Below are 18759 nucleotides of genomic sequence, written 5' to 3' on the forward strand. Positions count from 1 at the left end.
TTGCCCCGCGCGGCGCTTGCCGCTACCACGGGCCGGTGGATGCGAGGAGACACCGATGACCGATACCGACGCTTTCGCCGGGCGCAAGGCCCGCGCCTCGGACTGGTTCCGCACGCTGCGCGACGAGATCGTCGCGGCCTTCGAGGCGCTGGAGGTCAGCCATGTCACCGGACCGTTCTCGGAGGCGCCAGCGGGCCGGTTCGAGGTCACGCCCACCTCGCGGCAGGCGGATGACGGGTCCGATGCCGGCGGCGGGCTGATGAGCGTGATGCGCGGCGGACGGGTCTTCGAAAAGGTCGGCGTGAATGTCTCGACCGTCTACGGCACATTGGGGGCGGCGGCGCAAAAGGCGATGGCGGCGCGCGGCGTGCCCGGCATCGAAGAGGATCCGCGCTTCTGGGCCTCGGGGATCAGCCTTGTCGCGCATATGCAGAATCCGCATGTGCCGGCGGTGCATATGAACACGCGGATGTTCTGGACGCCCGGCGCCTGGTGGTTCGGCGGTGGCTCCGATCTCAACCCCTGCCTCGAATACGATGAGGACACGGCGCATTTCCACGCCACGCAACAGGCGCATCTCGCCCCGCATGGCGCCACGCTCTACCCCGAGCTCAAGGCCTGGGCGGACGAATACTTCTATATACCGCATCGCAAGCGGGCGCGCGGCGTCGGCGGCATCTTCATGGACGACCGCAATACCGGCGACTGGGAGGCGGATTTCGCCCTGACCCAGGATATCGGCCGCGCCTTCCTCCCGGCCTATCTGCCGCTGGTGGAGAAGCGCCGGGCAATGCCCTTTGGTGAGACCGAAAAAGATGCGCAGCTTGTGCATCGCGGCCTCTATGCCGAATACAATCTGGTCTATGACCGGGGCACGAAATTCGGTCTGGCGACCGGGCACGATGCCAACGCGGTGCTGATGAGCCTGCCACCCATGGCGAAATGGGTGTGAGAAACTCCGCATAACCCACCGGTTTAGCGAAGACATAAGGCGGCGACACTTGCGCCCCACGCCCCCTTCCAGCCGCACCATCAGAACAACCCTGCCTCGCGCGCCAATAGCGCCGCCTGAGTGCGGTTCCCCGCACCGATCTTGCGGTAGAGCGTCTTGACATGCAGCTTGACCGTCGGCTCACGGATTTCGAGATGGCGCGCGATCTCCTTGTTCGACTTGCCCTGCGTCAGCCCCTCCAGCACCTCCAGTTCGCGCCGCGACAGCCGCTCCGCCATCGGGTTCGGCGCGCGCTCCTCCCCGCGCATGAATTCCAGCGGCGCGTATTGCTCGCCCATCGCCATGAAACGCACCGCATTAACCAGAGATTTCGCCGAGAGCGTCTTGGGCACGAACCCCGCCGCGCCGGCCTCAAGCACCTTTTCCGCAACCTCCCGGCTGGCGGTGCCCGAGATGACCGCCACGCGCCGCGCGCCCTCCAGCGCGCTCATTCGGTAGAGCCCATCGAGCGCGTTCATCCCCGGCATGGAGTAGTCGAGCAGCACCAGATCGAAATACTCTCCGGCCTTCACCAGTTTTTCGGCCTCGTAAAAGCTCGCCACGCTGACCGTCTCGAAATCGCCCTCGCTTTCCAGAAACAGCTCCAGCGTGTCGCGTAGCAGATCGTGATCATCGGCGATCAGAACGCGCAGCACGGGCGCGGTTTGCGTTTCTTGGGTCGCGTGCACAAAGCATCTCCCTGAGGGTCACAGCGAATCACGAGGCTGGCGATCACAGTCTGCCGGCGAAAATGCGGGCAAACCGTTAACGCCCGACTAGTTGCGGCAGCGGTCACCGCGACCCGCAAAAACCGCACTCCTGTGGCGAGTTTCTTAACGAACATGGCCTAGGCCTCGAATGAGTGCAGGACCGCGATGCCCGCGCCGGCGACGGTGGTCCTGCCATCCTGAAAAACGGAGCCGTGACATGTCCTTCCTTTCGCTTCTCTGCCGCAGCCTGCTTGCGATTCTGAGCCTCACGCTACCGCTCTGCGCCGCCGAACTGCCGGCCCCCGAGGGGCCCGCGCTTCTGACGGTGACCGGCCAGATCACCCAGACGAATGACGGCGATTCGGCGCGTTTCGACCGCGCGATGCTGGAAGCGATGCCACAGACCAGCTTTACCACCCGCACGATCTGGACCGATGGCGAACAGCGCTTCACCGGTGTCACGCTGCACGATCTACTGGCTGCCCTGGGCGCCACCGGCAGCGTCATCCGCGCCACCGCGATCAACGATTACGCCGTGGATATCCCCTACGCGGACTGGGAGGGCGGCGGGCCGATGATCGCCTACAGCAACAATGGCGCGCCAATGTCCCTGCGCGACAAGGGCCCGCTCTGGATTGTCTATCCCTACGATTCCGACCCCGCCTATCAGAGCGAGCAGGTTTACGCCCGAAGCATCTGGCAGCTTGAGCGCATCGAAGTGATGGAGTGACGGGCGGAGCATGCAGCAGGCCCTGCCCGACAAGCCTTTCTCCCGCGGATGGACGGTTCTTCAGACCGGCCTCGCGCTCCTGCTCTGGGGCACTCTGGTGGTCTGGCTCGGCTGGCTGATCCTGCGCGAGATCGACGACTATTCGACGGCCAATTCCGACAATCTGCAATGGAGCCTGTCGCAGGCCGATGTCGAATTCCTGCAATTCCGGCTGGCACTGGAAAAACTCGACACAGAACGGGACGGGCTCGCAGAGCTGCGCGAGCGCTTCGATATCTTTTACAGCCGCATGGACACGATGAGCAGCGGCCGGCTGTTCCGCTCACTGCCGCATACCGATCGGTTCACCGCCCCCCGCCAGCAGATTCAGAGCTTTCTCGACGAGACCGTGCCACTGATCGATGGCCCAGATGCGGCTCTGGTCACGGCGCTGCCGCGCCTCGCTGCACGCGCCGATTCCGTCGAAAAGGACGTCCGCGCCTTTTCCCTGGCTGCCTTGGCCGCCTTTGCCGAGGTCTCCGACAGCCGGCGCGACGGCATCGCTCGCCTGATGATCTATATGGCCGCCGGGCTCATGGTGCTGTTTCTCGGGCTCACCTTCCTTGCCTTGACACTGTTCCGCCTGTTTCGGCTCGCCCGCATTCGTGCGGACGAGGTGCAGGTCGCCGGCGCGCGGATGCAAACCATTGTTGAAACCTCGCCCAATGCCATCATCGTGACTGACGAAACCGGCACAATCCGCCAGTTCAACGCTGCTGCCGAGCGTATCTTCGGCTACTCCCGCGAAGAGGCCTGCGGACAGATCGCGCGCAACTTCCTGATCCCTCAGGAAGATCGCGACTCGGTTGATCGCGGCGTTTTCGCCTTTGCCGAGGAGCGCCGCCGCCCGCTGCCCGAGGAACGTCATTTCGAAACCGTGCTTCAGGCACGGGGCGGCCGGCGCTTTCCGGCAGACCTTTCGGTGGACCGGGCAGAGGCGGAAGATCCGCTCTATGTCGCCTATATCCGCGACATCACGAAATGGAAGGAGGTCGAGGCGCAGCTCACCCTGGCGCGCGATCGGGCTCTGGCCGGCGAGCGGGCGAAATCGGAATTTCTCGCGGTAATGAGTCACGAGATGCGCACGCCTCTGAACGGGCTGCTCGGCACCATGCAGCTGATGCGCGATCACAGCCTGACCGAGCGCCAGACCGATCTGCTCGACCGGATGCAGGCCTCGGGCAAGATGCTGCTAGATCTGGTCAATGATGTGCTCGATCTCGCGAAGTTCGAGGCGGGCAAGATGGAGGCCACCTCGGCGCCCTTCTCGCTGCCCCGGCTGCTCGACGGCGTCGTGCAAACCGCACAGCCGCTTGCAGAAACCCATGGCAACGATCTGCGCTGGCGCTGGGTCGGACCGCCGGGCGAGGGTGTGATCGGCGATGCGCGCCGGCTGCGCCAGGTGCTGTTGAATCTCGTCGGCAACGCATTGAAATTCACCCGCGACGGAACGGTCGAGATCGAGGTGGAATATCTCGACCCCGACAGCTCCGAACTCGAATTGCGGGTGATCGACAGCGGCATCGGCATCGCCGAAGCGGACCTGCCACGCATCTTCAAGGATTTCGAAACGCTCGATTCTTCCTATGCGCGCGAGACCAGCGGCACCGGGTTGGGGCTCGGCATCGCCAAGCGCTTCACCCGTCTTATGGGCGGCGAAATCGGCGTCGAGAGCGAGCCGGGAGAGGGCACCCTTTTCTGGATCCGCCTGCCGCTGCCACCCGCGCCGGAGTTTTCGGAGCCCGTCGTGCAAAGAGCTGAACAAAGCGCCGGTCCCGCCGACCCGCTGGAGGTGCTGGTGGTCGAGGACAATGAGATCAATCGCTTCATACTGCGCGAGATGCTCACCGCCGCAGGACACCGGGTAACGCTCGCCGAAAACGGTCACGCCGGGGTGGAACAGGCGGCGGCGCATCGGTTCGACATGATCCTGATGGATATCTCGATGCCGGTGATGGACGGTCGTACGGCCACGAGGCAGATCCGCCAGGGCGGTTGCGCCTCCGCCGAGGCACCGATCGTCGCGCTGACCGCCCATGCCTTTCCCGAGGAATGGGCACGGTTCCGCGAGGACGGCATGACCGCCTGCCTCACCAAACCTGTCGAGCGGACGCTACTGATGCGCACCATGGCTGATGAGGTCGCCGTCGCCAACGCGCCTACCGGCCCGTCCGCCATCGCGCCGGGCGAAGACGCGCTCATCGACGAAACGCTGCTCACGCAGTTGCTGACCGACCTGCCCAGGAGCGCGGTCGACGCGCTGCTGGCGCGGTTTCTAGACGAGATGGAGCGCGATATCGCGCTGCTGGCACAGTCGGCGCCCGACGCCCCCGGGCTCGCGCCGCTCGCGCATCGCTGCGCGGGTTCCAGCGGCACCTTCGGCGCCGAAGCGCTGCGCCTGGCGCTGCTGCGGATCGAAGCCGCGCTCAAATCCGGCGGACAGCCGGAGCGTCAGCATCTGCAAGGCCTTCGCGACCTCTGGCAACGCAGCCGCGCGGCGCTGATGGCGCGGCTCAGCCCGCCAACCGGTTGACGATGCTGGCAGCCGTGACCCTGCCCAGCGCTGCGTGGCCCTCCGTCACCGTCAGCGCCGGGCTCTGACGCAGAAGCGACATCAAATCGCGCACCGGCAGCTCCGCCGCCACCTCGGGCCCGCCGCTTCCGGGCTCCATCACATCCCGCGCGGTCAGCACGCCGAGCGGGTTCATATTGGCCACGAAATCCGCCACATAGTCGTTGACCGGTGCCGAAAAGATCTCTCGCGGGGTGCCGCATTGCACGATCCGCCCCCCCTCCATGATGGCGATCCGCCCCCCCAGCTTGAACGCCTCGTCGAGATCGTGGCTGACAAAGATGATGGTGCGCCGGAGCGTGCGTTGCAGATCAAGCAGCTCGTCCTGCAACCGCGCGCGGATCAGCGGATCGAGCGCCGAAAACGGCTCGTCCATCAGCAGGATCGGCGCGTCGGTGGCAAAGGCCCGGGCCAGTCCGACGCGCTGCTGCATACCGCCCGACAGCTCGCTCACCCTGCGCTCACCCCAGTCCGAGAGACCCACAAGCGCGAGTTGACGCGCCACGACCTCACGCCGCGTCTCGGGCGCCATGCCCGCGAGCTCGAGCCCGAAGCCGACATTCTCGGCGACGCTGCGCCAGGGCAACAGGCCGAAATGCTGGAAAACCATGGCGATGCGGCTCTGACGCAGCTGCCGCAGCCTGTCGGGCCGGCAGCTTGTAACATCCACCATCGCGCTGCCATCATGCACTTCGACCGCGCCGCGCGCCACCGGGTTGAGCCCGTTCACCGCGCGCAGCAGGGTCGACTTGCCCGAGCCCGACAGCCCCATCAGCACGACAATCTCACCCTCGGCCACATCCAGGCTGGCGTCGTGCACACCTAGCACCTGCCCGGTCTCTGCCTGGATCTCGGCACGCGACAGGCCCTTGTCGGCCAGCGGCAGCGCCGCACCGGGCCGGTCGCCGAACAGGATCGAGACATTGCGGAAACGGACGACGGCGCTCACCCGCGCACCCTCAGCGCACGGTCTAGCATGATCGCGACCACCACGATGATCAGGCCGGATTCGAAGCCGAGCCCGGTATCCACCCGGTTCAGCGCGCGCAGCACCGGCACGCCCAGCCCGTCGGCGCCGACCAGCGCCGCGATCACCACCATCGACAGCGACAGCATGATCGTCTGGTTCAGCCCGGCCATGATCTGCGGTGCCGCAAAAGGCAGTTCGACCTTCCAGAGCGTCTGACGCGGCGTCGCGCCAAAGGCCTGCGCCGCCTCGGTCAGGGCCTGCGGCGTGGTGGAAATGCCCAGATGGGTGAGCCGGATCGGCGCCGGCAGCACAAAGATCACCGTGGCGATCAGCCCGGGCACCATGCCGATGCCGAAGAACACGATGGAAGGAATGAGGTAGACGAAGGTCGGCAGCGTCTGCATCAGGTCGAGCACCGGGCGCAGCGTGCGGTAGAGGTGCGGCCGGTGCGCGGCGGCGATGCCGATGGGCACGCCGATGCCCATGCAGACCAGACAGGCCGAGAGCACAAGCGTCAGGCTTTCGGTGGTCTCCTCCCAGTAGCCCTGGTTCAGGATGAAGAGGAACCCGAGCGCGACGAAGGCCGGCACCTTCCAGTTGCGGTGCAGCGCCCAGACCAGCGCCACGAACACGGCGATCACCAGGAGCTCCGGCGGGGTCTGCAAGACCCAAAGAATGCCCTCGATCAGCCGCTCCATCGCCCAGGCCAGCGCGTCGAAGGCCCAGGTCGCATTGCGTTGCAACCAGCCGAACAGCGCTTCGGCCGCGTCGCCGACCGGTATCTTGTGCTCTGTCAGCCAGTCCATCGCCCGAAACTGGCCGAGCCGGGCGCGGCGGTCAAGCGCCGATACCGTGCCGGTCAGGCGGCACGGTCTGCCCGCACCGACGCATCGGTCTCGCTGCAGCGGCCCAGATCGAACTCCGCAACCAGCCGCGCGAGATGCTGGGCGCGGTCCGCGAGCTCGGTCGAGCTGTCGCGGCTGGCATCGGCCACAGCGGTGTTCTGGTCGGTCAGCGCGCTGAGGCTGCGCATCGCGGCGTTGACCCCCTGCAATTCGTGGCTCTGACTCTCGGCGGCGGTGCTGACGCCCGAGAGCACCTCATCCACACGGCGGATCTGGTCGAGAATCGCCTCCAGCGACTCGCCGGTCTCGCCCACCAGATCGACACCGCCCTTTACCTCGCGCGCGCTCTCCTCGATCAGCGCCTTGATCTCGAGCGCCGCATCGGCGGAGCGGCTGGCGAGCCCCTGCACCTCCATCGCGACCACCGCAAAGCCCTTGCCGCTTTCGCCGGCCCGCGCTGCCTCGACCCCGGCATTCAGCGCCAAAAGGTTGGTCTGGAAAGAGATATCCTCGATCACCGTGGTGATCTGCGCGATCCGGCCCGAGGATTCGGCGATCCGGTCCATCGCCGCCACAGCGCTGCGCACCACCTGGCCGGAGCGGTCGGCGCGGCCCTTGGCCTCGTCGGCCAGCAGTTTGGCATCTTTCAGCGAGCTGGTGGTCTCCTCCAGGGTTTCGGTGAGGCCGGAAACGGTGTCGGCGGTGCGCGCGATGGTCTCGACCTGGGTATTGGTGCGTTCCGCCAGATCCGAGGCCGAGCTGCGCATGTCGCCGGAGCGCTCCTGCAATTCGGCCACCGTGGAGGCAAGCGTCAGCATCACGTCGCGCAGCCGCGCCGTGGCGGTGTTGAAATCCGTGCGGATCGAATCGTATTCCGGCGCCAGCTCATCATGAAAGGAGCGGGTCAGGTCGGAATGGGCCAGCGCGTTGAGCCCCTCGGTCACCAGATCCACCACCTGCTGGTGCTTGGCGTTCAGCCTCGCCTCGTCCGCCTCCTTTTTCTCGGTGGCGGCGCGGGTCAGCTGCTTGAACCGGTAGACCGAATTCGCCATGGCCCCGATCTCGCCACGCCCCTTGATATAGGGCACCCAGGAATCGAAACGCCCCTGGATGAAGTCGTTCATCACCCCGGTCAGCTTGCGCAGGCGCCGGGTGATCAGCTCGGTCTGGGTGATGGCAAAACCCGCCACAGCCAGTATGATTGTCGCCGCAAGTGCGACCCGCAGCCAGAGCGCGCCCTGCGCATGGGTGGCGGCATCGCCGGTCAGCGCCGCAAGCTCCTCAGTCAATTCGGTCTCGACCGCGCGCAGATCGTCGATCCAGTCGGTGGAGGCGGCGAACCAGTCCGGCGCGGTCATATCGGGCGCCGGACCGCCATAGGGCAGCGCCGCAATTGCCGCCCGCATCGGCTCCACCGCCTGCGCGGCGGGGCGGGCGGCCAGCTCCTCGACAAATCCGGGCCGGTTGAGCGTGGCCCCGGCCTGTGCCAGAAACGCCCGCTGCCGCGCGCCGAGCTCGGCAAAGCGCCGGTGCACCGCATCGGGGAACCGCTCTGCCCCAAGCCCGGTCGCGCCCATCGCGCGTTCCAGCCCGGCGCTCTCCTTGGCCAGCGCCACAAGCTCCACCGCTTCCATCAGCATCGCGGCCCGGTCGGCACTCGCACCGATACGGATATGGCTCGACGCGGACATAAGATGGTCGATAATGCCGGTGTAATAGCCCGCAAGCTCCGGCACGGTCAGGCGCAGCGCGTCGATCGATGCACGCCGCTCCGCGAGCATCGCCAGCCCGTCGCTGGCGGCGGCGATCTCGTTCGGCGCCACAAGGACGATTTCCGGGGTGTGATCGAGAAACGCCGCAAAGGCCGCATCGGTGGCCTGCCGCTGTTTCCCCAAAACATCGCTGAAATTGCCGCCGCGCGACGCGGTGAACCCAGCGGAATAGCCCCGCTCCTTCTGCAACTCGTGCACGAGATCCGAAACCCGCTCGGATTCCTCTGCCACGCGCGAGGCCCGCGCCTCCCGCTCCGACAGCGTGGCCAGCGAGAAAATCTCTGCCCCTGCAAAATAAAGCGCGAGTGCCAACAGCGGTGCGATGGCGCTCAGCATCATCAGGCGCAGACTCATGTCACAGATCCCCGTTCGCGAAATGTTACGGGAAGAGGTTTGCACCGGGAGGGATGAATGAGACCTAAAGAAGAGAATGCTAGCAGCTAAAATTTTCCCGAACCCGGCGCGGTGAGCCGCCGGATCCGGGCATGTCAGAGCGCAGACAGCGTTATTTCAGCGCCGCCGTTACCGCGGCCTTGGCATCGCCGCCATCCTTGGTCGTCACGCCGTCGAGCCAGGCCTCCGCCACCTCCGGGTGCGCCGCGAGCCAGGCGGTTGCGGCATCCTCGGGCTCTTCGCCATCGTCCAGGATCGCGCCCATGATCTCGTTTTCCATGGCGAGCGAAAACTCCAGGTTCTCCAGCAGCTTGCCGACATTCGGGCAGGAATCGACATAGCCTTCGGACGTGTTGGTATAGACCGTCGCCCCGCCAAGATCCGGGCCGAAATAGTCGTCGCCGCCGGTCAGATAGGTGAGGTCGTAATTGGCGTTCATCGGGTGCGGCTCCCAGGCCAGGAAGACGATGGGCTCGCCCCGGTTCGAAGCACGCCCAACCTGCGCCAGCATCCCCTGTTCCGAGCTTTCCTTGACCTCGAATTCCTTGAGCCCGAAAGCGTCGGCCTCGATCATGTCGATGATCAGCCGGTTGCCGTCATTGCCCGGCTCGATGCCATAGATCGTCTCGTCCAGCGCCTCGGCCTGCCCGGCGATATCGGCGAAATCGGCGATGCCCAGATCGGCACCGGCCTTGTTGGTGGCCAGGGTGTATTTCGCGCCTTCGAGATTGGCGCGCACGGTGTCGACGGTGCCGGCCTCGCGATAGGGCGCGATATCGGCCTCCATCGTCGGCATCCAGTTGCCGAGGAACACGTCGATATCCTTGTTGGCGAGCGAGGTGTAGGTGACCGGCACCGACAACACCTTGATATCGGTCTCATATCCCAGCGCCTCCAGCACCACGGAGGTCGCGGCGGTTGTGGCGGTGATATCGGTCCAGCCCACATCGGAAAAGGTCACGGTGTCGCAATCGGCATGCGCGGCGCCGGCCGAAAGCAGCGCCGCCACCGCGGCAAGGCGGAGGGTGGTCATGGTCTCTCTCCCTGAGGTTTTTGGCATATGCCCCAATAAGCGCGCATTCGCCCCGCATTGCAACCGGATGCGGCGCTGCCGCCCCTCGCCTGCCGCCGCGCGCTGTGCCAAAGTTGCGGCAAGCAGCGAACAGGAGGCGGCCCATGGCAGATCTGGAAACCCGTATCGCGCAGGGGCGCGGCGACGCCCCGGCGGATCTGGTGCTGAGGGGCGGCCGGCTGCTCGACCTGATGACCGGCGCGCTGCTGGAGGGCGATGTGGCGATCTGCGGCGACACCATCGTCGGCACCTGTGACAGCTACGAGGGGCGCGAGGTGATCGACGTCAGCGGCACGATCCTCGTGCCCGGCTTCATCGACACGCATCTGCATATCGAAAGCTCGCTGGTCACGCCCTTCGAGTTCGACCGCTGCGTTACCCCGCGCGGCGTCACCACCGCGATCTGCGACCCGCATGAGATCGCCAATGTGATCGGCGCCGAGGGCATCCGCTATTTCCAGGAGGCCTCCGCCCATACGCTGATGGACATCCGCGTGCAGCTCTCCTCCTGCGTGCCCTCGACCCATATGGAAACGGCGGGGGCCGAGCTGCTGGCCGAAGACCTGGCGCCGCTCATGGGGCACCCCTCGGGCATCGGGCTGGCGGAGTTCATGAACTATCCCGGCGTGATCTTTCGCGACCCCGAAGCAATGAAAAAGCTGAGGCTCTTCGAGGGCGGCCATATCGACGGCCATTGCCCGCTGCTCTCGGGGCGCGATCTCAACGCCTATATCGCCGCAGGCATCCGCACCGAACACGAGGCGACCAATGCCGAGGAGGCGCTGGAAAAGCTGCGCAAGGGCATGCGGGTGCTGATCCGCGAGGGCTCGGTCTCCAAGGATCTGCACGCGCTGCAACCGCTGCTGAGCGAGCGCACGGCGCCTTATATGTGCCTGTGCACCGACGACCGGAACCCGCTGGATATCGCCGAGCACGGGCATCTCGATTACATGATCCGCACGCTGATCGCTCTGGGCACGCCGGTGCTGGCCGCCTATCGCGCCGCGACGCTCTCGGCGGCGGAGGCCTTCGGGCTGAAGGATCGCGGCATGATCGCGCCGGGCAAGCGCGCCGATATCGTGGCGCTGGACTCGCTGGAGGGCTGCCACGCGCAGCTTGTGCTGGCGGGCGGCGTGCGCGCCGACGATGCGGCTTTTGCGTCGCGCGGCACGGTGGCGCCAGTCGGTCGGCACTCGGTCAAGGCGCCGCGCCTGACGCCTGCGCAATTCCGCGCCACCGGCAACCGCGAAGAGACCGACGTGATCGGCATCCGCGAGGGGCAGATCCTCACCGATCACCTGCACGAGACCATCGCGATTGCCGACGGCGACAAGCACCCCGATGTCGCCCGCGATCTGGTGCGCATCGCGGTGTGCGAGCGGCACGGCAAGAACGGCAATGTGGCGACAGGGTTCGTGAAGGGCTTCGGGCTGCAGGCCGGCGCCATCGCCTCGACGGTCTGCCACGACCACCACAATATCGCCTGCGTGGGGGTCGATTACGCCGACATGGCGCTGGCGGCGAACCGGCTCTCGGAAATCGAGGGCGGCTTTGTCGTGGTGCGGGACGGCGCGGTGCTGGCCGAGCTGGCGCTGCCGGTGGCGGGGCTGATGAGCCTTGCGCCCTTCGAGGAGGTGCGCGACCGGCTGGTGGACCTGCGTGCGGCGGCGCGCGGGCTGGGCGTGACGCTGGAAGAGCCCTTCCTGCAACTCGCCTTCCTCGCCCTGCCGGTGATCCCGGCGCTGAAGATCACCGACCGGGGCATGGTGGATGTGGTGAAGTTCGAGATTATTCCGGGGTGAGGGATTGGGCGACCTTGCGGGACAAAACTGCCTTTCATAGAGAGACGCGCCATGGCAGCTTTTGATAGGTTCCCTTATACTCACTTCAATCTAGTTGCGATTTGTGAGGGAAGCATGGAGGATATTGGGTGGAAGCTATTTTTTGTACAGCTTATTGTGGCCGTGGCTTGGCCAACGGCTTTTATAATAGTTGCATTCGGATTCAGGAAAGAAGTGAAGGCTCTTCTTTCTCGCCTAAAGGCTTTGAAAGTGTCTGGTGCCGAGGTCGGGTTCTCAGAACTGTTGGATGAAGCATCTCGAGAAGCCTCAGTTATCCCGGCAATGCAAACGCCTTCTGCGATGATCGATATCGATGAGGAGGTAGTTTCGAAGCATCCTCACTTCGCCGTAATTGAAGCCTGGAGGGCCATTGAGGCGGAGATTTCGAGTTTGATGCAGGTTATTGATCCAAGCCTTCCGAGGCATGAGCTCAACGGCTTTCGTTCACTCCGAATGCTACGCAATACCCAATTGGTCTCCTCGGATATTATCGAACTTTTGGAATATTTACGTCGTATTCGGAACGCTGCTGTTCACGATGAAGAGCCAAATATTACCAAGGGTCAGGCACTAGAATTCTTATCGATTGCATCCAGGGTCGAAGAAGCGCTGAAGAGCGCAAAAGGAGGTATGCCGACTAGCAATTCGACAGCGAACTGATTTTTGCTGCATGACTAGAGGCGCAACCAAGAGCCGACGTTCGTCGGAAGCGCAGCATCAATAACTCAGGACTCACAACGGACCTTCCGCTACCGTCGCTGAACTCCAAGAGTACCCCCCTCACAACCGCTCCAACAACCCCACCGTCGGCCAGCCATCCGCCGGCAGGCCCAGCTTGGCCTGCATGTCGCGCACAGCCGCCCGCGTGCCCGCGCCCAGGATACCGTCGATCCCGCCCACGTCATAGCCCTTCGCCGCCAGCGCCTGTTGCAGCGCCTTCATCTGCGCGCCCGAAAGCCCCGGATCGGGGTTGCCCGCGTCATAGACCGGCGCGCCCTCCAGGCGGGTGGCGAAATAGGCGGCCGTCATCACGTAGACAAAGCTCTGGTTCCACTCGAAATAGACCCGGAAATTCGGATAGGCGATGAAGGCCGGGCCGCCGCGCCCCTGTGGCAGCAGGATCGAGGCCGGCAGCCGGGCGTCGTCGAGCCGGCCCTCGCGGGCCTGCACGCCCAGACGCTCCCACTCCGCCACGCTCAGCTCGGTCTCGAGCCCGGTCAGCGACCAGTCCATGCCCTCGGGCAGCACCACCTCCTGCAACCACGGCTCGCCCGGGCGCCAGCCCAGCGCGGCCAGCATCTTGGCGCCCGAGAGCAGCGCATCGGGCGCCGAGCTCTTGAGCAGCACATGGCCGTCGCCATCGCCATCCATCCCGTTTTCGAGGATGTCGCGCGGCAGCATCTGCACCTGGCCAATCTCGCCGGCCCAGGCGCCGGTGGTGCCGGCGGGGTCGAAATCGCCATGGCCGTAAAGCTTCAGCGCGGCAAAGATCTGCGGGCGGAAGATCTCCGGGCGGCGGCAGTCATGCGCCAGCGTCACCAGCGCGTTCAGCGTGTTGAAATCGCCCTGGAAGGCGCCGTAATCGGTCTCGAAGGCCCAGAAGGCCAGCAGCACGCCGCGCGCGATGCCGTAATCATGCTCGATCCGGTCGAACACCTCGTCCCAGCGCTCGGCCAGCTCGCGCCCCTTGTCGAGCCGGTACTGGCTGATGAGCTTGCGCGAGAACTCGACGAAGGGCGTCTGGAAGATGCCCTGCCCGCGGTCGCGCTCCAGTACCTTGGGATCCTGCCGCACCGGGGCAAAGAACCGCTCGACCTGCGCCGGATCGTGGCCCTGCGAGATGGCCTCCTCGCGCAGATCCGCCACGAAACCGGAAAAGCTGCCGCCGCAGGGCACCTCCTGCGCCATTGCCGCCGCCGGCAGGCACAGAGCCATCAACAGGGAAAGAGCGCGCATCGAAACCTCGCCTTCACGTTTTGCGGCACAGTAGCAGCCCGCAAAAACGGCGCAAGCAGCGGGATCGCGCTCGTGTTTGCCGTTTGTTCACATTCTTTACGGTTTCGTTAAAGATTTGTTTAGAAGTCGATCCGAAAAGAGCCCTAGCCTTGCGGAAGATCCGCAGGCAACCGGAGGCTTCAATGAACGTGCTCATCGTCGAAAGCAGCAGGGAGTTGTCCGTGCTCTGGCAACGACCTCTCGCCAATATGGGCGCGCGCGTCTGTATCGCGCGCGACGAGGAGGCGGCGGCGGCGCTTTTGCGCGAGATCGAGTTTCAGGTGATCCTGCTCGATCTGATGCTGGAACAGGGCAGCGCGCTTTCCGTGGCGGATTTCGCCAGCTACCGCCAGCCCGAGGCGCCGGTGATCTTTGTCACCGACACGACGTTCTTCTCGGACGGCTCCATCTTTCAGCTCTGCGCCAATGCCCGTGCCTTCCTGCCGAGCAGCACCCCGCCGGAGGATCTGGTGGCGATGGTCGCGCATTACGGCGGCGCGCTCTGCCCCGGCTGAGCCGGCTCAGGCGACTTTCAGCGCCTCCCGCCCATGCGGCGCCGTGAGATCGAGATCCGGGCCCACCGGCACGATGCGGCTCGGGTTGATCATGTCGTGGCTGTAATAATAATGCCGCCGGATATGGTCGAAATGCACCGTCTCTGCCACGCCCGGCCATTGATAGAGCTCGCGCGTATAGGCCCAGAGATTGGGGTAATCGACAATGCGGCGCCGGTTGCACTTGAAGTGGCAGGCATAGACCTGATCGAAGCGGATCAGCGTGGTGAAGAGCCGCCAGTCGGCCTCGGTGAGCCGTTCGCCCATGAGGTAGCGATTGGACGCAAGCCGGCCCTCGATCCAGTCGAGCGTGTCGAAGAGCGGCCCGACCGCCTCGTCATAGGCCTCTTGCGAGGTGGCGAAACCGGCCCTGTAGACGCCGTTATTCACCGTGTCGTAGATCCGCGCGTTGACCGGCTCGATATCGTCGCGCAGCGCCTCCGGCCAGTAATCGTCGCGGTTGCCGGTGACCGCGTCGAAAGCCGAATTGAACATGCGGATGATCTCGGCGCTTTCATTCGACACGATGGTCTCGCGCTGTGTGTCCCAGAGCACGGGCACGGTGACGCGGCCCGAGATCTTTGGATCGGCGCGCAGGTAGATGTCGCGCAGGAAGGGCAGGCCGTGGAGCTTGTCTCCGGTGGCGCCGGGGAAGTCGTCGGAGAGCGTCCAGCCGTCCGAAAGCATGTCGGGATGCACCACGCTGACGCCGATATGCGGCGCGAGCCCCTTCAGCGCGCGGAAGATCAGCGTGCGATGCGCCCAGGGGCAGGCGTAGCTGACATAGAGATGATAGCGCCCGGACTCGGCGGCGAACCCGCCCTCGCCGCTCGGACCGGCCGAGCCGTCCGGTGTGATCCAGTTGCGAAACGCCGTATCACCGCGGACGAAATGGCCGCTGTCATCGTTGTAATCCCAGCTGTCGCGCCAGGTGCCGTCGACGAGAAAACCCATGGGGTGCCTCCTTTCCCTATCTGGGAAAGTAGGGGGTTCGGCGCTGCGGGCAACTCGGCGGGGGCGCGCAGGGTCTCCCACAGGGGCGCACACTGGCGCGCGCTGAGGGCCTTGTCTGCGCGCCTGCGGCGCGTGGTTCGGGGCGCTGCCCCGCCGGCCTGCGGCCGACTCCCCGGGATATTTGGGGCCAATGGAAACACCGGGGGAGGTTTGAGGGCGGAGGCGACGCGAAGGGTGGGACGGCCTTTTCGTGCGCCTAGCGGCGCATGTAGGTCTGCCACAGCCAGATCAGCAGCATCGCGCCCAGCACCGCGCCGACCAGCCCGGCGAGCGCCCCGGTCATGGCAATGAGAAAGCGCAGCACCAGGCCGCCGATCACCGCGCCGGCGATGCCGATGGCCACGGTCTCGACCACGCCGAGCCGGATCTGCATGAAGCGTGTGGCGAGAAACCCCGCCGCCGCGCCGATGACGATGAGCCAGACCACGGGCATCGCTATCTCCTTCTGCGCCAGTGGGTCGGCACGATGATCAGCGCGCCGATGGAGGAGGCCAGCGCGTTCAGCCCGGGCGAGCCGAAGCCGATGCCGAACATCAGCCGGACGAAATAGGCCAGGAAAGCGCCGCCGATGCAGATAATGATGCTTTGCAGGAGGCCGTTGCGGGTAAAGCCCGTGCGTTCCGAGGCATAGCCCACGATCCCCGCGATCACCACGGTGCCGATCAGGACCGGGAACATCAGCCCTCTCCCAGCTTTGTGCCGCGCGGGATGGCCATGCCGCGCAGGAAGCTCTCGGCCTCCTGCGCGCCCTTGCCGGCGCGCTGCGCCCGCGTCACCTCTACCGCCGCCTCGCCGCAGGCGATGGTGAAGCCGTCATCCAGCGCCACGCCCGGCGCGCCGGAGCCCGGCACCACCCGCGCGCCGAGCAGCTTGATGCGGTCGCCGCCCAGACTCGTCCAGGCGCCGGGGAACGGTGCCAGCCCGCGGATCTGGCGCGAGATCGCCTCTGCGGGCTGCGACCAGTCCACCGCCGCCTCGGCCTTGTCGATCTTGGCGGCATAGGTCACGCCGGTCTCGGGCTGCGGCTCGGGGGTCAGTTCCTCCAGCCGGGACAGCGCGTCGACAATCAGCCGCGCGCCCATCACGCTCAGCCGGTCATGCAGCGCGCCGGTGGTCTCTTCCGAGCCAATCGCCGTGGCCTCGCGCAGCAGCACCGGGCCGGTGTCGAGCCCGGCCTCCATCTGCATGATGCAGATGCCGGTTTCCGCATCGCCGGACATGATGGCACGATGGATCGGTGCCGCGCCGCGCCAGCGCGGCAGCAGCGAGGCGTGGATGTTCAGACAACCGTGGGTCGGCGCATCCAGAACGGGTTGCGGCAGGATCAGCCCATAGGCCACGACCACCGCCACATCCGCCTGAAGCGCGGCAAAGCGCGCCTGCTCCTCGTCGGATTTCAGGCTGACCGGGTGGCGCACCTCCAGCCCGAGCGCCTCGGCGCGGGCATGGACCGGGGTGGGCCGGTCCTTCTTGCCGCGCCCGGCGGGGCGGGGCGGCTGACAGTAAACGGCGGCGATCTCGTGCCCGGCCTTGACCAGCGCGTCCAGCACCGGCACCGAGAAGTCCGGCGTTCCCATGAAGATCACGCGCATGGCCCTGCTCCTTCCGCTCATCTGCCCCTGAGATAGAGGCTGGCGGCGCAAGATACCAGAGCGTCAGCGCTCCTTGACATAGGGCTCACCGCCGGCGCGCGGCGGGATCGCCTTGCCGACAAAGCCCGCGAGGATCACCACGGTCAGAATATAGGGCAGCGCGTCCATCACCTGCACCGGGATGGTGATGCCGCCGAGGTCGATATTCTGATAGCGCAGCGCCACCGCCTGAAGCAGACCGAAGAGCAGGCAGGCCGAGAGCGCGTACCAGGGCCGCCATTTGGCAAAGATCAGCGCCGCCAGCGCGATATAGCCGCGCCCCGCCGTCATCTCGCGCACGAACCCTGCCTGGAGACCGGTGGCCAGATAGGCCCCCGCCAGCCCGCAGAGCAGCCCGCAGATCATCACCGCCGCATAGCGCAGACCGATCACCGAGACCCCGGCGGTGTCCACCGCCTCGGGCGCCTCGCCCACCGCGCGCAGGCGCAGGCCGAAGCGGGTGCGGAACAGGACGAACCAGCTCAGCGGCACCATGAGAAAGGCGACATAGACGAGGATCGAATGGCCCGAGATCAGTTCGGCATAGACCGGGCCCAGCACCGGCACACCGCTCAGCGCCTCGGCAAAGGGCAGCGTGATCGGCTCGAACCGTCCGCCGCCCATCAGCGAAGGGGTGCGCCCGCCCTGCCCGAACCAGTCCTGCGCGATCAGCACCGTGAGGCCCGAGGCGAGGAAGTTGATCGCCACGCCGGAAATGAGCTGGTTGCCCCGGAAGGTGATCGAGGCCAGCCCGTGGATGCCGCTCATCAGCAGCGACGCCACGATGCCCGCGAGCAGCCCCAGCCAGACCGATCCGGTCACTGCCGCGATGGCGGCGGAGGCAAAGGCGGCGGCGAGCATCTTGCCCTCGAGCCCGATGTCGAAGATGCCGGAGCGCTCGGAGAACAGCCCGGCAAGGCAGGCGAGCAGCAGCGGCGTGGCCAGCCGCACGGTGGAATCGAGCACCTGAAGAACCGTCACGAGATCCATCACTCAGCCTTTCGAGGTTGCGATCTTGAAGGCGGCAAAGGCGAAGAACGCGCCGAGCGCCCCTTCGACCCAGCGCCGCGCCCGGGCATAGCCCGCCCGTACCGGCGCCGAGGACAGCAGCAGCGCCCAGGCGCCGTGGCAGCCAAAGGAGATCAGGAAGGCGCCGAGCACGAAGAGCGCCACGATGCCCGCGTCGCCGCCATGGGTGGCACCGACCGAGGCGATGGCGAGCCAGAACACGATGGCCTTGGGGTTGGTCACCTGAAGCAGATAGCCCATCGCCAGGAGTCGCCCCGGCGAGGCCGGCACATCGCGCATGGCGGTGAGCGGCGGCGGGTTCAGCGCCTTGCGGAAGGCGCCGATGGCGAGCCAGGCGAGATAGGCGGCGCCGATCATCCGCATGATCGTCATCGCCCAGGCGATCTGGCTCAGCAGCAACCCGAGCCCGACCAGCGTCAGCAGGTTGATGGTGACGCTGCCGGCGGCGATTCCGGTCGTCACGGTCAGCGCGGCGCGGCGCCCGCGCGAGCTGGCCACGCCCAGCAGCATGGCGACGGCGGGGCCGGGCGAGCTCGCCGCGACCAGCAGGATCGCGTAGGCGGCGGCGAATTTCGGCAGGAAAGGCAGCAGGGTGTCCATC

At 66.0% G+C, this 18759-nt stretch carries 18 protein-coding genes; 6 read left to right on the plus strand and 12 right to left on the minus strand.

All coding sequences use genetic code 11. The features are described 5' to 3' along the window. Positions 1 to 55: 55 nt before the first annotated feature. Positions 56 to 952 carry an oxygen-dependent coproporphyrinogen oxidase gene (hemF, locus tag Ga0080574_RS08270; RefSeq protein ID WP_076696919.1) on the plus strand — a complete coding sequence of 299 codons (897 nt, stop codon included), beginning with the start codon at positions 56 to 58 and terminating at the stop codon, positions 950 to 952. A gap of 80 nt (positions 953 to 1032) precedes the next feature. Here the strand turns inward: hemF and Ga0080574_RS08275 are convergent, their stop codons facing one another. After that, a complete protein-coding gene (locus Ga0080574_RS08275; RefSeq protein WP_076705788.1) occupies positions 1033 to 1644 on the minus strand; it encodes a LuxR C-terminal-related transcriptional regulator in 612 nt (203 codons plus the stop codon). Positions 1645 to 1918: 274 nt separating this feature from the next. Between Ga0080574_RS08275 and Ga0080574_RS08280 the strand changes: the two genes are divergently transcribed. After that, on the plus strand, positions 1919 to 2431 hold the full coding sequence (locus Ga0080574_RS08280; protein ID WP_076696923.1) for a putative pterin-binding protein: 513 nt from the start codon (positions 1919 to 1921) through the stop codon (positions 2429 to 2431). A 10-nt stretch (positions 2432 to 2441) separates the two neighbouring features. Further along, the gene (locus Ga0080574_RS08285; protein ID WP_083716793.1) at positions 2442 to 5003 is read left to right on the plus strand and encodes a hybrid sensor histidine kinase/response regulator; all 2562 of its coding nucleotides are present in this window, start codon (positions 2442 to 2444) and stop codon (positions 5001 to 5003) included. On the opposite strand, the gene choV is transcribed toward Ga0080574_RS08285, so the two are convergent. From choV to choX, 4 genes are all read right to left on the minus strand, one after another. After that, positions 4984 to 5991, minus strand: coding sequence for a choline ABC transporter ATP-binding protein (gene choV, locus Ga0080574_RS08290; RefSeq protein WP_076696927.1), 1008 nt, complete (start codon positions 5989 to 5991; stop codon positions 4984 to 4986). The genes Ga0080574_RS08285 and choV overlap by 20 nt on opposite strands. Next, positions 5988 to 6818, minus strand: coding sequence for a choline ABC transporter permease subunit (choW, locus tag Ga0080574_RS08295; protein WP_076696931.1), 831 nt, complete (start codon positions 6816 to 6818; stop codon positions 5988 to 5990). The genes choV and choW overlap by 4 nt, the downstream gene beginning before the upstream one ends. 53 nt (positions 6819 to 6871) lie before the next feature. Beyond that, on the minus strand, positions 6872 to 8983 hold the full coding sequence (locus Ga0080574_RS08300) for a methyl-accepting chemotaxis protein (protein WP_076696935.1): 2112 nt from the start codon (positions 8981 to 8983) through the stop codon (positions 6872 to 6874). A gap of 151 nt (positions 8984 to 9134) precedes the next feature. Next, positions 9135 to 10055 (minus strand): choline ABC transporter substrate-binding protein, encoded by a 921-nt coding sequence (gene choX / locus Ga0080574_RS08305; RefSeq protein WP_076696939.1) that lies wholly within the window; start codon positions 10053 to 10055, stop codon positions 9135 to 9137. Between the two features lie 143 nt (positions 10056 to 10198). Here choX and ade point away from each other — a divergent pair, with 143 nt between their 5' ends. Then, entirely contained in the window at positions 10199 to 11896 is a 1698-nt protein-coding gene (gene ade, locus Ga0080574_RS08310) for an adenine deaminase (protein WP_076696943.1), read from the plus strand. Between the two features lie 51 nt (positions 11897 to 11947). Further along, complete coding sequence (locus Ga0080574_RS25850; RefSeq protein ID WP_156876325.1) at positions 11948 to 12595, plus strand: hypothetical protein; 648 nt, start codon at positions 11948 to 11950, stop codon at positions 12593 to 12595. Between the two features lie 120 nt (positions 12596 to 12715). Here the strand turns inward: Ga0080574_RS25850 and Ga0080574_RS08315 are convergent, their stop codons facing one another. Further along, positions 12716 to 13891, minus strand: coding sequence for a lytic murein transglycosylase (locus Ga0080574_RS08315; protein ID WP_076696948.1), 1176 nt, complete (start codon positions 13889 to 13891; stop codon positions 12716 to 12718). 182 nt (positions 13892 to 14073) lie between these two features. Here Ga0080574_RS08315 and Ga0080574_RS08320 point away from each other — a divergent pair, with 182 nt between their 5' ends. After that, on the plus strand, positions 14074 to 14445 hold the full coding sequence (locus tag Ga0080574_RS08320; protein ID WP_076696952.1) for a response regulator: 372 nt from the start codon (positions 14074 to 14076) through the stop codon (positions 14443 to 14445). A gap of 6 nt (positions 14446 to 14451) precedes the next feature. On the opposite strand, the gene Ga0080574_RS08325 is transcribed toward Ga0080574_RS08320, so the two are convergent. The 6 genes from Ga0080574_RS08325 to Ga0080574_RS08350 all read right to left on the minus strand — a co-directional run bounded on the left by Ga0080574_RS08325 (position 14452) and on the right by Ga0080574_RS08350 (position 18758). Continuing rightward, positions 14452 to 15438: a glutathione S-transferase family protein gene (locus Ga0080574_RS08325; RefSeq protein WP_076696956.1), complete on the minus strand. Its 987-nt coding sequence runs from the start codon at positions 15436 to 15438 to the stop codon at positions 14452 to 14454. 256 nt (positions 15439 to 15694) lie between these two features. Then, positions 15695 to 15931 carry a GlsB/YeaQ/YmgE family stress response membrane protein gene (locus Ga0080574_RS08330; RefSeq protein ID WP_076696960.1) on the minus strand — a complete coding sequence of 79 codons (237 nt, stop codon included), beginning with the start codon at positions 15929 to 15931 and terminating at the stop codon, positions 15695 to 15697. Positions 15932 to 15933: 2 nt separating this feature from the next. After that, entirely contained in the window at positions 15934 to 16176 is a 243-nt protein-coding gene (locus Ga0080574_RS08335) for a hypothetical protein (protein WP_076696964.1), read from the minus strand. Then, positions 16176 to 17090, minus strand: coding sequence for a methionyl-tRNA formyltransferase (fmt, locus tag Ga0080574_RS08340; protein ID WP_076696967.1), 915 nt, complete (start codon positions 17088 to 17090; stop codon positions 16176 to 16178). Before fmt ends, Ga0080574_RS08335 begins: the two co-directional genes overlap by 1 nt. A gap of 63 nt (positions 17091 to 17153) precedes the next feature. Continuing rightward, positions 17154 to 18119, minus strand: a complete 966-nt coding sequence (locus Ga0080574_RS08345; RefSeq protein WP_076696971.1) for an ABC transporter permease — start codon at positions 18117 to 18119, stop codon at positions 17154 to 17156. Positions 18120 to 18122: 3 nt separating this feature from the next. Next, positions 18123 to 18758 (minus strand): LysE family translocator, encoded by a 636-nt coding sequence (locus Ga0080574_RS08350; protein ID WP_076696975.1) that lies wholly within the window; start codon positions 18756 to 18758, stop codon positions 18123 to 18125. Position 18759: the final 1 nt, after the last annotated feature.

Origin of the sequence: Salipiger abyssi, from assembly GCF_001975705.1 — a bacterium.
In the GTDB taxonomy this organism is placed as follows: Bacteria; Pseudomonadota; Alphaproteobacteria; order Rhodobacterales; family Rhodobacteraceae; genus Salipiger; species Salipiger abyssi.

Coding starts and splice junctions, on each gene's coding strand:
- hemF (WP_076696919.1), top strand. CDS start 56: ATGACCGATACCGACGCTTTCGCCGGGCGCAAGGCCCGCGCCTCGGAC.
- Ga0080574_RS08280 (WP_076696923.1), top strand. CDS start 1,919: ATGTCCTTCCTTTCGCTTCTCTGCCGCAGCCTGCTTGCGATTCTGAGC.
- Ga0080574_RS08285 (WP_083716793.1), top strand. CDS start 2,442: ATGCAGCAGGCCCTGCCCGACAAGCCTTTCTCCCGCGGATGGACGGTT.
- choW (WP_076696931.1), bottom strand. CDS start 6,818: ATGGACTGGCTGACAGAGCACAAGATACCGGTCGGCGACGCGGCCGAA.
- Ga0080574_RS08300 (WP_076696935.1), bottom strand. CDS start 8,983: ATGAGTCTGCGCCTGATGATGCTGAGCGCCATCGCACCGCTGTTGGCA.
- choX (WP_076696939.1), bottom strand. CDS start 10,055: ATGACCACCCTCCGCCTTGCCGCGGTGGCGGCGCTGCTTTCGGCCGGC.
- ade (WP_076696943.1), top strand. CDS start 10,199: ATGGCAGATCTGGAAACCCGTATCGCGCAGGGGCGCGGCGACGCCCCG.
- Ga0080574_RS25850 (WP_156876325.1), top strand. CDS start 11,948: ATGGCAGCTTTTGATAGGTTCCCTTATACTCACTTCAATCTAGTTGCG.
- Ga0080574_RS08315 (WP_076696948.1), bottom strand. CDS start 13,891: ATGCGCGCTCTTTCCCTGTTGATGGCTCTGTGCCTGCCGGCGGCGGCA.
- Ga0080574_RS08320 (WP_076696952.1), top strand. CDS start 14,074: ATGAACGTGCTCATCGTCGAAAGCAGCAGGGAGTTGTCCGTGCTCTGG.
- Ga0080574_RS08325 (WP_076696956.1), bottom strand. CDS start 15,438: ATGGGTTTTCTCGTCGACGGCACCTGGCGCGACAGCTGGGATTACAAC.
- Ga0080574_RS08330 (WP_076696960.1), bottom strand. CDS start 15,931: ATGCCCGTGGTCTGGCTCATCGTCATCGGCGCGGCGGCGGGGTTTCTC.
- Ga0080574_RS08335 (WP_076696964.1), bottom strand. CDS start 16,176: ATGTTCCCGGTCCTGATCGGCACCGTGGTGATCGCGGGGATCGTGGGC.
- fmt (WP_076696967.1), bottom strand. CDS start 17,090: ATGCGCGTGATCTTCATGGGAACGCCGGACTTCTCGGTGCCGGTGCTG.
- Ga0080574_RS08345 (WP_076696971.1), bottom strand. CDS start 18,119: ATGGATCTCGTGACGGTTCTTCAGGTGCTCGATTCCACCGTGCGGCTG.
- Ga0080574_RS08350 (WP_076696975.1), bottom strand. CDS start 18,758: ATGGACACCCTGCTGCCTTTCCTGCCGAAATTCGCCGCCGCCTACGCG.